The organism is Endozoicomonas atrinae, from assembly GCF_001647025.1.
GTDB classification, from domain to species: Bacteria; Pseudomonadota; Gammaproteobacteria; order Pseudomonadales; family Endozoicomonadaceae; genus Endozoicomonas; species Endozoicomonas atrinae.
Window position 1 is genome coordinate 19,663 of record NZ_LUKQ02000044.1, and the last position, 14,185, is coordinate 33,847.

General features: G+C 46.9%; 9 protein-coding genes and 1 pseudogene. 8 read left to right on the plus strand and 2 right to left on the minus strand.

Features of this window, described 5'->3' with window-relative positions:
* The first annotated feature begins 52 nt into the window (after positions 1-52).
* The 4 genes from AK963_RS08550 to map all read left to right on the plus strand — a co-directional run bounded on the left by AK963_RS08550 (position 53) and on the right by map (position 6,420).
* Positions 53-1,696, plus strand: coding sequence for a hypothetical protein (locus AK963_RS08550; protein ID WP_066015041.1), 1,644 nt, complete (start codon positions 53-55; stop codon positions 1,694-1,696).
* Positions 1,697-1,766: 70 nt separating this feature from the next.
* The gene (locus tag AK963_RS08555) at positions 1,767-3,350 is read left to right on the plus strand and encodes a hypothetical protein (RefSeq protein ID WP_066015042.1); all 1,584 of its coding nucleotides are present in this window, start codon (positions 1,767-1,769) and stop codon (positions 3,348-3,350) included.
* Positions 3,351-3,768: 418 nt separating this feature from the next.
* Positions 3,769-5,376: an AbgT family transporter gene (locus AK963_RS08560; RefSeq protein ID WP_066015043.1), complete on the plus strand. Its 1,608-nt coding sequence runs from the start codon at positions 3,769-3,771 to the stop codon at positions 5,374-5,376.
* 249 nt (positions 5,377-5,625) lie between these two features.
* A complete protein-coding gene (gene map / locus AK963_RS08565; RefSeq protein ID WP_066015051.1) occupies positions 5,626-6,420 on the plus strand; it encodes a type I methionyl aminopeptidase in 795 nt (264 codons plus the stop codon).
* A 56-nt stretch (positions 6,421-6,476) separates the two neighbouring features.
* Here the strand turns inward: map and AK963_RS08570 are convergent, their stop codons facing one another.
* On the minus strand, positions 6,477-7,397 hold the full coding sequence (locus AK963_RS08570; protein WP_066015044.1) for a 2-dehydro-3-deoxygalactonokinase: 921 nt from the start codon (positions 7,395-7,397) through the stop codon (positions 6,477-6,479).
* A 343-nt stretch (positions 7,398-7,740) separates the two neighbouring features.
* Here AK963_RS08570 and glnD point away from each other — a divergent pair, with 343 nt between their 5' ends.
* The 4 genes from glnD to brnQ all read left to right on the plus strand — a co-directional run bounded on the left by glnD (position 7,741) and on the right by brnQ (position 13,781).
* Entirely contained in the window at positions 7,741-10,452 is a 2,712-nt protein-coding gene (glnD, locus tag AK963_RS08580; protein WP_066015046.1) for a [protein-PII] uridylyltransferase, read from the plus strand.
* Between the two features lie 274 nt (positions 10,453-10,726).
* Positions 10,727-11,680 carry a magnesium/cobalt transporter CorA gene (gene corA, locus AK963_RS08585; RefSeq protein ID WP_066015052.1) on the plus strand — a complete coding sequence of 318 codons (954 nt, stop codon included), beginning with the start codon at positions 10,727-10,729 and terminating at the stop codon, positions 11,678-11,680.
* 87 nt (positions 11,681-11,767) lie between these two features.
* On the plus strand, positions 11,768-12,253 hold the full coding sequence (locus AK963_RS08590) for an aminoacyl-tRNA deacylase (protein WP_066015047.1): 486 nt from the start codon (positions 11,768-11,770) through the stop codon (positions 12,251-12,253).
* Between the two features lie 196 nt (positions 12,254-12,449).
* Positions 12,450-13,781, plus strand: coding sequence for a branched-chain amino acid transport system II carrier protein (gene brnQ / locus AK963_RS08595; protein ID WP_066015048.1), 1,332 nt, complete (start codon positions 12,450-12,452; stop codon positions 13,779-13,781).
* 214 nt (positions 13,782-13,995) lie between these two features.
* Here the strand turns inward: brnQ and AK963_RS35220 are convergent.
* Positions 13,996-14,185, minus strand: a pseudogene (locus AK963_RS35220) (IS630 family transposase); the annotation flags it as partial.

Genomic DNA, 14,185 nt, shown 5'->3' on the forward strand with positions numbered 1-14,185 from the left:
GGGTACTCATTTTCACAATAAATTCATTCAAAAGTTTTCGCAGGTTGATGCAATGGCTACCAGAAAGCAGCTTGTGTATGCGGCTTTGCTACTCATGCTTTTACCATTAAAGCCATACGCTTTTCTTGGACCCGAGCCTTATTTTATTGCTAACTATTGTTTTCAAACTTCCCCCCCCCGAGAAACAGTTAGCAGGTCATGCCCTGGACAAGTTTTCCCTTCCTACCTCACCCGCAACTTTCGGTATGAAGAGTTAAGATGTTCAGCCAGCAAGCACACCCATGTTCGCTTACCAGAATCATTTGATGAAGAAGCATGGCTGGACTTAAAAAACATCAGCCGCCATGAAGCTGCCGATAGCTTACGCCAACAGCCCTCACCAGCCTGGTCAGGAGTTATAGATTACCATACCTATATTCACTGGGAGTGGCAGGACTGCCGCCTGATCACAGATGCATTTACCTGTGGTACCTATGAGGTTTGTGAAGAGAGAGTCATACCTGCCGAGCATGGGGGAACACAACGGGTCAACCAATGTCATTTGGAGCCTAAAAGCTGTTACGCCGACGTCACTGTACATGAAAGTCAGTACTGTGATGATGGTGACGGAAAACTGGTCTTTGATGTTGAGTTTCTGAAAAAAGATACAGCCCACTGGAGTCCAGACTCCCCTCACTACATTGACCGTCTTGCCAATGGCTACGATCTATTGCCTGGTGAAGAGGAAGTGATCACAGTCAGCAACCTGAAGAGCAGCTGGTGGGAATCACAGTCAGCTGAGTTAGCGCCAACTCTGTTTATTGAAGACCCCAAAAATGAGTACAGCCTCAGTCAGTATATTCACAACCAGCAATCAGACAGTCTTTCTTGCCGCTTCAGAGGACAAGATCAGGTCAGCTTTACCGTAGACACACAGAAAAGAATTGCCTCGCGCTCTCCCAATGCCTTTTCGCTCCCGAAAGCTTTTGATAACGAGGATATTGATCCTCTGGTATGGCAGTCTGCCCTTGGTCTTAATGGCTCGCGGGAGGAGAAAGGTTATCCATTGATCATGAGGGCTCAGGACTTCTCTGCTGCAGCGCTCAGCGAGGTATCTGAAGACGTCACTGAAAAACTGAAAAACATCATCGTGAGAGTTCAACTCTATGAACCATCGATATTTGGCGAGAGACTGAAATCCACTATCTATATCGATGAAGCGAAAGGGATTCAACAAACACTGAACGCCATCTCAAGTGACCAGAAAATTCGACGGTCAACGCTCTGGGAGTTCAAACTGAAAAATGGTGACAACCCTGACAAGAACATTTACCGGAGTTATCTACCGTCACTATTCTATTACCCTGGAAAAATCCTCCTGTCCAACGAGGCCCTCAGTTATGATGACCAGCTGGCTCCGGACACAGAATACACACTGAAGTTAACGGTTTATCAGAAAAACCTTCCTTTTTATCATCAGTCCTGTGAATCCGATCCCGATGCCTGGGATTGCAAATGGTATACATTATGGGGGCTCTTCAGCTCAAGTCGACATGAAGATAATTATTTTTCAAAGAAAAGCCTTGATGTCAGGTTCAGATCAAATCCCAATGTAGACCAGAGAACCTGGCTATCAAGCTTCTGGCACTTTGTCAGCTATGCTCAAATCGCAGTACCTGTAGGGGCTGTTGCTTTATCCGTGCTTTTCCTGCTCTAACTACTAAAACTCATGATTACAGGGCTCCTGACGACGAGCCCTTGTGATGAAGAAGGCACTCATACATAACATGACCAGCCTTTTATATCCCAGAGTATCCATATTGATACTCTTTTCTTATTCAATTCCGGCTTCAGCACTCTATTACTGTGTTGAACGATATTCACCCGCTGAAATACACAGTGAATCGTGCCCGGGATTAGTTATTCCCGAAGATAAAACCCGCAACTTTATGGGAGAAAGCCTGCAGTGTTCTGAAGCACACCATGAATACACTCGACAACAAACACCCCACGATGAAGAAGCATGGCAGGATCTAAAGAACATAGACCGAACCAAAGCCGCTGAGTTTTTAAGAGCGCTGCCTGAACCTCAATGGTCAGAAACTCTTAACTACCAGACCAACCTGCACTGGAGCTGGCAAAACTGCGAACTGGTTACCTCTGAGCTGCACTGTGGATCCATTACCTATTGCGATGACGACTCCTGCACGCATATACCACTGACGTGTTTTGCTGACATTACCTACTACGAGGAACAAAATTGCGGTCAAGGGCAGCTTGACTTCAATGTTAAATATATTCGCAAGGACGACAAATGGTGGCATCCCGGACACAAACATTATGTTGATATCCTGGCTAATGGTTATGATCTGCTGCCTGGTGAGAAAGAAATCATTAGCGTCAGTAATCTGAAAACAAGCTGGTGGAGTAGCAACCAGTCAGAAAAACTCAGTCCAACACTCTCAATTGAAGACCCAAGAAATGAGTACAGCTCCGGTATAACGATTAACGATAAGAATGCCGACAGCCTTACCTGCCGATTCAATGGCTATGATAAGGTCAGCTTTTCTGTCTATACCACTAAAAGGCTCACCTCTGCTTCACCCAATGCTTTCTCGCTGCCAACCGCTTTTGACAATACAGAATTAGAGCCGCTGATCTGGCAATCCACCACTGGAAATAACGGGCAAAGGGTTGCCCGAGGCTTCCCGCTGTTAATGAGGGCACAGGATTACTCTGCTGCGACCATGAGCGAAGTTTCAGAAGATCTATCAACCAAGCTGAAAAGCATTATTGTCCGAGTTCAACTTTTTGAACCATCGATATTTGGTGAAAAGTTAAAATCCACTATTTATATTGATGAGGCAAAAGCCATTCAACAAACACTGAATGCTATTTCGAGCGATCAGAAAATTCGCCGGTCAACCCTGTGGGAGTTCAAATTGAAAAATGGTGATCATCCCAATAAAAATATTTACAGAAACTTCATTCCTGCACTGTTCTATTATCCCGGCAAGATAATCCTGACGGATGAAGAGCTCAGCTATGATGACCATCTGGCTCCCGATACGGAATACACGTTAAAACTAACGGTGTATCAGAAGAACTTTCCTTTTTACCGTCAATCCTGTGACTCAGACCCTGATGCCTGGGACTGCAAATGGTACACACTTTGGGGACTTTTCAGTCTGGACCGGCACGAAAGGAACTATTTCTCCAAAAGAAGCCTGGATGTTCGATTCAGAACCAACCCAAGCGTAGACAACAGAACCTGGACATCCTCATTCTGGCATACCATGGGCTGGGCCCAGGCGTTAGTTCCCATTGGCACTGCAGTAATCATCCTCAAATACCTGGGTTTCTGGTTCTAGCGAGATTTCCTGCCTTGATAATCAAGCACTGTTATCAACAGTCACATCGTCATTCTACCGCCAGTGGACAGGCAAACCACTTCGCCGAAACAAAATAAGTATTTTCACCACCACTATTAAAGACCAAAAAACAATTCACCTACTGATACTCAAGAAATAAAAACATCCACCAGGCGGCACAAAAAAAGCCAAAAAAACATATGCCATACAATAAGTTAACAGTTCACTTCAACTTTTTATTTACATTTAATTTATGTACCATCGTTTAATATTTTCTCAGATCTATTGAGGAAAAGCTTTATGTCGGGGGTACTTTCCCGGCCGCACATCAGGTCTGCGCATGACAGCAATGACCAATCGTCACAATGTGTTTGGATGAACACATTCATAATAATTGACACAACTGTTGGAGTGGAATATGCCGTACTCTTCCGAAGTACTCCCAACAGGTGATGCCAAAAATAATAATAAACGCAGCACCTTTAACCGTTTTCTAAGCACTGTTGAATGGCTGGGAAACCTTCTACCTCACCCGGTGACGCTGTTCGCCCTATTTGCCGTTGGTATTGTCCTGTTAAGCGGGCTTGCTTCCTGGCTTGAGCTCAGCGTGATGGATCCCCGTCCAGTTGGTGCCCCGGGAAGGGCAGCCGATGGGGTCATCCAGGTGGTTAATCTTCTCAATGGTGATGGTCTCAGAATGATCGTTACCAGCCTGGTTTCCAATTTCACCGGCTTTGCCCCTTTAGGGACAGTTCTGGTTGCCATACTGGGTGTTGGAATTGCCGAGCACTCCGGCCTGCTTAGTGCGGCGGTTCGATCACTGGTCATGAAAGCCTCTAAAAATACCGTCACCCTGATTGTTGTGTTTGCCGGTGTTATCTCCAACACCGCGTCAGAACTGGGTTATGTGGTTCTCATTCCATTGGCTGCGATGATCTTCCACTCTCTCGGCAGACACCCAATCGCTGGCCTGGCTGCGGCTTTTGCGGGTGTATCCGGTGGTTACAGTGCAAACCTGCTGCTTGGTACTGTTGACCCGCTTCTGGCTGGCATTACCCAGACCGCTGCTAGAATCATTGACCCGACCTATGTAGTGGGGCCCGAAGTTAACTGGTATTTCATGGTACTTAGCACCTTTATGATTGCCGGTGTGGGTAGCTGGGTAACCATCAAATTTGTTGAGCCAAACCTGGGGCCATACAATCCAGAAGAAGCCAGTATTAACCTGGCAGAAGAAAAGCTGGAACAGATCACCGCACTGGAAAAGCGCGGTCTGAAATTGGCTGGACTGGCCGTGCTTGCCGTATCAGCATTAATGGCACTGACCATTGTTCCTGAATGGGGAGTGTTGAGAAATCCGGAAACAGGGCTTGTTGCAGGCTCCCCCTTCCTGAAGGGTATTGTCGCCATGATTCTGGTGTTCTTCGCAGTACCAGGCATTGTCTATGGCAAAGTGGTTGGCTCTATCAAAAATGACCGTGACGTCATCGACTGCATGGCCAAAAGTATGGGAACCATGGGCATGTATATTGTCCTGGTATTCTTCGCCGCGCAATTTGTCGCCTTTTTCAAGATGACCAACTTCGGTACCATCTTTGCGGTTCTCGGGGCTGAGTTCCTTCAGGATATCGGACTGACAGGTCCACTGTTATTCGTGTTCTTCATCCTGATGTGCGGCTTTGTCAACCTGATGATTGGCAGCGCCTCTGCACAGTGGGCAGTCACTGCTCCAATATTTGTCCCTATGCTGATGCTGGTTGGCTTTGCCCCTGAAGTCATTCAGGCCGCTTACCGAATAGGTGACTCGGTCACGAACATCATTACACCGATGATGAGCTACTTCGGACTGATTGTCTCTTTTGCCACCCGTTACAAGAAAGACCTGGGAATAGGTACGCTTATCTCAACCATGCTGCCATACTCCATCTTTTTCCTTATTGGCTGGAGCGTGCTGTTCTTTGTCTGGGTATTTGTGTTAAACATGCCCGTAGGGCCAGGTGCAGCAACATACTATACAGCTGGCTAACAGCAGAAGCCCCTTCCTGAGGAAGGGGCTTTAGGGCCTATTGACGTTTCGTTGCGGCATTTTGAAAGGCTCCAGCATTCCTGCAATGCCGCGCCTCGTCATAGGAGCACCCTGATCCGCTGAGCTCGCAACGAAACGTCAACAGGCCCTAAGCTTATATAATAATGTTAATACTTCGCTCAGGGATTCTGGTAAGATAATAAAGATTATCATTTGACTTTCGCATCTTTTGAGCGGCTTGACCTGACAATGAATGTAACCATCAAAACCCCTGAAGAAATTGAAAAGATGCGCGTCGCGGGCCGCCTGGCCGCTGAAGTGCTGGAAATGATCGAGCCCCATGTGAAGCCCGGCGTTTCAACTGGCGAGCTGGATAGCATCTGTCATGATTATATTGTCAATGTTCAGGAGGCTATTCCAGCTCCACTGAATTATGGCGCAGCCCCTGGCAGACCCGGATTTCCCAAGTCCACCTGTATTTCCATTAATCAGGTCGTTTGTCACGGTATCCCCAGCGACAAGAAATTTCTGAAAAACGGTGACGTTGTTAATATCGACATCACCGTGATCAAAGATGGCTACCATGGTGATACCAGCAAAATGTTCCTGGTTGGTGATGTTCAACCATTTAACCAGAGGCTGGTCCAGGTAACGCAGGAATGCCTGTACCTGGGCATTGAGCAGGTAAAACCTGGCAACCGCTTGAGCGATATTGGCCGTGTGATTGCCAGGCACGCTCATACCAATCACTTCACCGTCGTTGAAGAGTACTGTGGCCATGGCATTGGCAGTGTTTTCCATGAAGACCCGCAGGTCATCCATTATGAAGGTTATAACGACAGAAATGACTGCGTTCTAAAAGAAGGCATGACATTTACTATCGAGCCAATGATCAATGCTGGCAAGAAAGGAACTAAGTTACTCGGTGATGGTTGGACAGCGGTAACAAGAGACCGACGCCCTTCTGCACAGTGGGAACACACAATTGCAGTAACTGCCACAGGCTGTGAGGTGTTAACCAAACGAAAAGAAGAAAACTTCTAATTGCTACCTATGCCTTGAACTCCTGTTATATTTCAAGGCATAGCCAGCCTTCTGACCTAATTATCATCCTCCAGAGACTCCAGAATTAACTGCGCCCCTTCAAGATAGGCTTTCTGTGAATCAACCAATCTTGTTTGAATAGACAACTCATCAAACGCGAGCTGATAGAACTCCATTAACTGTCCACTTCCTATCAGAACAATATCATCCAACCCCATCGACTTAATATCCCGAAACTCATGACCTATTAATAATCCAGACAGATAACTACTGACATGCTCAGCCTCGATCTGACTGACCAGCCGACGAGTACTGACACTGAACAGCACTTTGGACAGGCAGCCCGATTTTAACGCAGTTCTTACCCCAGTCATAAAGTCAATAGAAGACACTTTCTGCTCAATACCTGCATGCCTGCACAAGGATGAGTACTGATCCAGCAGCCTGTATAGCTCCCCGGTTATATAGGTAAAAAGCTGTGTAATTGCATTTTCTTCAACCCTGACAAGCTTGGAGTGTTCCCCGGGCTTCAGAATCCAGCCATCTGAAATGCTCTGATCTTTCATGGCTCCAACAATGGACACCTCCTCCCCTCTCAAGACCTCAGAATACTCATCTCCGGAATGCAAAATACCGGGAACAATGGATACATTCTTCAACTGGTTGGTTGGCACTTTGACAACCCCATCCAGAATAGAGCGGTTCGTACAGGGGGTACGAACATACGCTACTTCAACCCAACCCTCCCGGGCTCCCACCAGCCCGGAGAGAATGGTCGGAAATTCACCATGAGCGGATAACCATGGATCAATGATCGCTTTTAAAGCAGCTTCAAAGGCATTGTCTTCGACCTGTAAAACGCCCGCCTCCCCTGTTTTACTGTCAACAAGGTTTCCCTTTTTCATCAAAAAAGCGCTATAGCTTTCGGCTCCCCAATCAACGGCAGCCCAGACCTGACCAGAAGAAAATATACTCATAATGACGTATTACTCATACCTGAACGCGAGAGAGGTGTGTAGGGAAACCGGCAAGAAACCATTTCAACCAAAGAGGCTCAAAGTCATTATAGTACTGATTTTTTTCAGTAATCCTTTTATGATGCCCTCAGGAGGCTACCCAAGAATAGACTACCCTACTGCGGTGGTAGCAAATTGGTCTAAAAAATCATTTTTACTCGGCAAATAGAACCACTATTCACCTCGCAAAAAGGATTTTTTATCATCAATTTTCTGCCATCCTCGCTACGGGCGCTATTCTCGGTCAGCCTCCTGGTTCAGCCAGACACCGCCATGCACCAACAATAAAAGACAGCAGCCGATAATGAGCAATCCGTTCCAGAAAATCCCAACCTCTGTTCAGGACAGTCTTTTCAACAAGAGTCAGTTCCGGGCGGACTTAACTATTTCCAAAACACCAATACCGGCCTATAAGAAATGCCTGAAGGAAGCCACAACCAAAATGGATCAGTGGTTTCTGGAGGGTATGGATATAGAACAGCTGGTATTTGCCAGGGCATGGTTGATCGATCAGGTTCTGTGCCTGGCATGGGATCATCTGGACTGGAGTAATAGCTGCCCTATAACCCTTCTGGCTGTGGGAGGATATGGGAGGGGGGAGCTACACCCTGGATCAGACATCGACATTCTGATACTGCTTGAAGAAGATCATTACGATGAACATCAGGATGCAATCGAACACTTTCTGACCTTACTCTGGGATATTGGATTGAAAGTAGGCTCCAGCGTCCGCTCCCTTGATGAGTGTGCAAGCCAGGCCGCTAATGATCTGACCATCATCACCAACCTGATGGAGTCCAGGGTGATATCCGGTCCGACCTTCCTGCACGAACACTTGCTGGACATGATTGACACTGAGCACATGTGGCCCAGTCAACGGTATCTTCAGGCGAAATTCGAAGAACAACGAAAGCGGCACCGTAAATATAATGATACCGAATATGATCTGGAGCCAAATATCAAGGGTTCACCAGGTGGCCTTCGGGATCTGCATATGCTGGGTTGGGTAGCCCGACGGCACTACGGAACACATGATCCAGCTGAGCTTCTGGAGCTTGGATTCCTGAGCAATGTTGAGTATCAGCAACTGCAGAGGTGCAGGGCATTTCTCTGGAAAATTCGCTGGGCACTGCACTCTCTGACAGGCCGGGGGGAAGATCGATTGCTATTTGACCACCAGCGAACGCTGGCCAGCCAGTTTGGCTATCATGACCATACAGGCGCTCTGGCGGTAGAGCAGTTCATGCAGAGCTACTTCCGAACTGTCATGATTGTCAGCCAGTTAAAAGACCTGCTCCTGCAGCATTTTGACGACGACATCCTTAGCGCCGGAATAACTCAGGAAGTTCATGCTATTAATGAACGTTTCCAGGTATGCAATAACTATATTGAAACCGTCCACGATAAAGTTTTTGCCGAACACCCTCCAGCTATTCTGGAGATGTTTGTGCTGATCACACGGGACCAGACCATCCAGGGACCAACTGCTGAAACCATACGACTGCTGAGAGATTATCGCCACCTGGTAGACAGCACCTTTCGCAAAGATCCACGATGCACCAGGCTGTTTCTGGAACTCATGCGAGCTCCCTATGCACTAACAGCAACTTTAAGAAGGCTTGCCCGCTACGGCATACTGGGTCGTTATCTTCCGGAATTTGGTCGAATCATAGGGCAGATGCAGTATGACCTTTTCCATACACTCACAGTGGATGCCCATACTCTGTTATTGATAAAATACCTGAGAAGCTTTTCCTATAAAAAGAGCCACCAGCAGTTTCCCATCGCATCAAGAATCATCCATAGAATTCCAAAACCGGAATTACTTTATCTGGCAGGCCTTTACCATGATATCGGCAAAGGCCGTGGGGGAGACCACTCCCAGCTGGGCGCAGTGGATGCAAAGCAGTTCTGTCGTGTTCATGGTCTGAACAAAGAAGATACAGCACTGATTGTCTGGTTGGTGCAGGAACACCTGACCATGTCAGTCACCGCTCAGAAAAAAGACCTGTCCGACCCAAAAGTGATTCAGGACTTTGCCCGACGCGTTGGTACCCGGGAACGACTGAAGTACCTTTACCTCCTCACAGTAGCCGATATTAATGCAACCAACCCAGGGCTTTGGAATGGCTGGAGAGCTTCTCTGTTACAACAGCTTTTCTCTCAAACCCACCAGCTATTGAAACGGGGTGTCGATAATCTGCCCGAGATGAATGAGCAGATTGCAAACACAAAACAGCGGGCAATGACCCTCTTAACCGAAAAAGGCTTAAAAGAGGAAGACATATCGCATCTCTGGGATCAGTTTAATGATGAGTATTTTCTTCGCCACCAGAGTGATGAAATCAGCTGGCAGACTGAAGGCATTCTCCAGCATGACTCGGACAAACCACTGATCCTGATTCCGAAAATTGCTGATGGTTATGAGCACCAGGGCTCGAGAGTGTTTGTCTATACCCATGACCAGTCCAACCTGTTCGCGGCCACAGTAGCTGCATTTCATCAGCTGGGACTGGCCATTCAGGATGCCCGAATCATAACCTCCAGAAGTAATTACAGCCTTGATACCTACACCGTTCTTGAAGAAGACGGCTCTGCCATCGGCCCCAATACTGAACGCATACTTGACATCAAGACTCACCTGCACAATACCCTTTCTGCACCGGACAAATTCCCTGACATGATTCGTCGCCGAACGCCACGACAACTCCGCTATTTTAACCGGGAACCTGTCGTGCTGATCAGCAACCAGATTGAGCCCAGGCAAACGATTCTTGATATTACCGCAACAGACCGGCCGGGACTGCTTGCCCTGATCGGCAAAACCTTCGCCAGTCTGGATCTACAGGTGCACGGCGCAAAAATTGCCACCTTCGGAGAAAAGGTTGAAGACAGTTTTATCATTGCGGACAGTAATGGTGAATCCATTCATGAGGCAGCGAGCTGTAACGAAATATGTAGTGCACTAAGCCGAGTTCTTCGTGAAGCTTCAAGCCATGACGCCATTACACCGTAAAAATCCAGAACTATCTGCCCACAGGAAATGTGGGCAGGTTCTTCAGCCTTCCTGTTGATAGCCTGTCACATTCCTGCTATCAAAATAGAAGTCATTTATCGTACAATCCCTCCCCCATTTTATTCCCAAACCATCCAATAATCTGAAATCTAAAAATGACAATATGATCCGTTGTTTTTTGATATATTCAGGGTCTGGTCGTTCAGATAGTTTGGTGGCTGGCGCTATGATTTTGAGCTGGCCAATGTATTTTGTTACCAATAAGGCAGTAACTATGATCTTTGCCTATAGTGCTCAGGGAAACCAATTTTCCATTGACCGGGTTACGCCAGATTTCCCACCGGCCAAGGGCACCATATGGCTGGAAGCAACGGAGCCGGATAGTGATGAGCACCACTGGTTAACAACCAACTTCCCAGGCTGCCTGCCCGAAGAAGAAGATCTTGGTGAGATTGAAATCTCCTCCCGCTACTTTGAAACCGAAAGCGGTATTCATATTCGGTCCCTGTTTCCCCACAGGTCTGGCCACGAGCTGAGAAATATTAACGTCGCGTTCAATCTCAGACCCGATAAACTGATTACCCTTCAGGATGAGCCTACCGGGTTATTCAGGCTTATGCGTAAACACCTGAAAACCCAACACGTTAAGGCAGCAACGCCTTTGGATGTTATTATTGCTCTTTTTGATGCAAAGGTTGAATACCTTGCTGACACTCTGGAAGAAGTTTACGAGGATCTGGAAGAAGTCAGTCAGAATGCACTTTCAGAACAGTATAAAGATGTTGACGAGCAACTAAGAACCATCACTCTTCAGGAAGACCTTAATGGCAAAGTAAGGTTGAATCTGCTGGATACCCAACGTTCACTTCGTTATCTAATGCGCGCATGCAACCATATGCTCAATGATGAACAGAGAGACAGCATCCGGGATATGCTTCGGGATATTGAATCCCTGACTCCACACACTGGATTCCTGTTTGAGAAAATCAACTTTTTGATGGAGTCCACAATGGGCTACATCAATCTTGAACAAAACAACATTATCAAGATTTTCTCAGTTGCAGCCGTCATGTTCCTTCCACCGACACTGATTGCCAGTATTTATGGAATGAATTTCAAAACCATGCCAGAACTCTCTGTTGAGTATGGCTACCCACTTGCCCTGGGACTTATGCTCCTGAGTGCTTTAGCTACTTTCCTGTTTTTCAAACGGAAAGGCTGGTTGTAGCCATTTCAAGCAATAGCCCCTGCAGCACACTATCAGGGGCTATACTCTTTTCACCTCAAGCCAAGATTTACTGGGGTGATTTCTATCATGAGCATACCCAACACAGTCCATGATTACCTTTCAAAGCAGAATATTCCTTATCAAACCATCAAACATCAACCCAGCAAAAGCTCCGTTCAAAGCGCCATTGCCGCCCAGGTCCCAATTCACAAAGTAGCCAAAGCCGTTGTTCTGAAAGATGCCCTTGATCACTACCTGATGGCTATTTTACCCGCTGCCAATCGGGTAAATATTCATCAGGTGAGCCAAATCACCAACTCAAGACTTCAGTTCGCCACAGAACATGAGCTTAACTGCAGGTTCAAAGACTGTGAACCCGGAGCTATTCCTCCCTTTGGTGAGCCCTACAACATGAACGTGCTCTGGGACACTCGGTTGTGCAAAAGTCCGGATATTTTCCTGGAAGCAGGTGATCATGAAACCCTGATCCACCTTGTACGGGAAAATTTTCAACAGATTAGCAACAACCAGCCCCATGATGACCTTTGTTCAGCACCACCGAGGGATCACTAATAGCCTGATACTCCTGCCCCAGAGGCACTGCTTTTGGGGGCTCGTCAATTACCCTACTACCACTTTCACAGATAGCGTCCATACTGATAGCAGGCAGTTTGTTCGCGCAATCTGTAATCAGAAAGGCTATTTAAGGTAAAAAAGGAGCAGATCCCGGTAAAACATCCAATAATCGGGGATCCTGGAAGCTGAAAATATGAAGCAAAAACTGAGTTTACAGAATATTGTCGGTATGGGGTTTATGGTATTTGCCATGTTTCTAGGGGCAGGAAACCTGATTTTTCCACCGATGGTTGGGCAACTTGCAGGACAGGACATGTGGCCAGCTGCCTTGGGATTCCTTATAACCGGGGTAGGCCTGCCATTATTGGGTATTGTTGCCATCTCAAGAGTGGGTGGCGGATTCAACGAGATCAGTGGAGAAATGCCCAGAGCTCTGATGATTGCCCTTGGATCCTGCATTTACCTTATCATTGGCCCCTTATACGCCGTACCAAGAACAGCCCTGGTATCTTATGAAGTGGGTATAGCTCCTTTTCTGGACCAACCAGGAAAGTTCAGTCAGTTGGTATTTAGCCTTATCTTTTTCAGCATCGCCTGGTATCTGTCCATTCGACCAGGAAAACTACTGGAATCTGTAGGAAAGCTGATTACTCCAGCGTTAATAGCCTTGCTGGTAATTTTGGGTCTCGCCCCCATTTTTTCCCCTCTCGGCGTTCCCGGACATGCCACAGGTACTTATACCGAGGCGCCATTTATCAAGGGATTCCTTGAGGGTTACATGACCATGGATGCCCTCGCTGCACTTATGTTCGGCATAGTCATCATCACAAACCTTAAATCCCATGGCATTAAAGATAAGGCCAGCTTGCTCCACTACAGCATTATCACTGGAATCATTGCTGCTATTGGGCTAGCCCTCGTTTACGTCTCTTTATTCTACCTGGGGGCAACCAGCCGGGAGGTAGCCCCAGAACCAGGTAACGGAGGACAAATCCTGACCATTTATGCCGAAACACTGTTCGGAACAACCGGGATAGCGCTGCTTGCGGCTGTGGTAACTCTGGCCTGCCTGACAACGGCAATTGGATGTATCACCGCCGCCAGTGAGTACTTTGATGAAATGTTCGAAAGGGTAAGCTATCGAACCATTGTCACCATCATCAGCCTTATCTGTATCTTTTTTGCCAATATGGGGTTGAACGAGATTATTGATCTTTTCATTCCTGTGCTTCTGATTCTATATCCAATTTCCATATCCTTGATTTTCCTTGGGCTGATTCGTGACTGGCTACCCAGACCTGTTCTGACTTACCGGGCCACACTGATTATAATTTTTACGCTCAGCGTTATTGATGTCCTGCGCATAAAAGATTATGCAGGGCTAGAACCCCTATTACAGCCTTTCAGTATTATTCCCGGCTATGACGTACATATGGTCTGGTTACTTCCGTCTCTTGTCGTATTATTCGTTACCATTTTACTTGGCTTGCTCAGGAGGCCTGCATCGAACTGTCAAACGCCATAGAAAGTCACAATTCTTCTTTAACGCCTGCGTAGCTTTGCTACCCAGGCAGGTTTTTAGCGCCACACAGTCCTAGCAACAAAAGGTATCCGCCCTTTTTCCTTTTAACAGCAGGCTTCATTCCCCCCTGTTTCTAACCATGAACCAGTTTGGACATAAACATTCGACTTAATATTCCCTGGCACTTATCAGAATTTATACCAATTGAATTTTCTAACTACTGTATAACTGCCCAATCACGGGAGCACAGACTGAACAGTCGACCAGCTTCGCTGCAAAGGTTATTCCAAGCTTCACAGCAACAATCTACAATATTTTCATAACCTGAAAATGCTTTGTTTGATAAGTCATGCTCCCGCATCCACTCCCATAGCCTTTCTGAGCTGTTTAACTCCGGTGCGAATGGT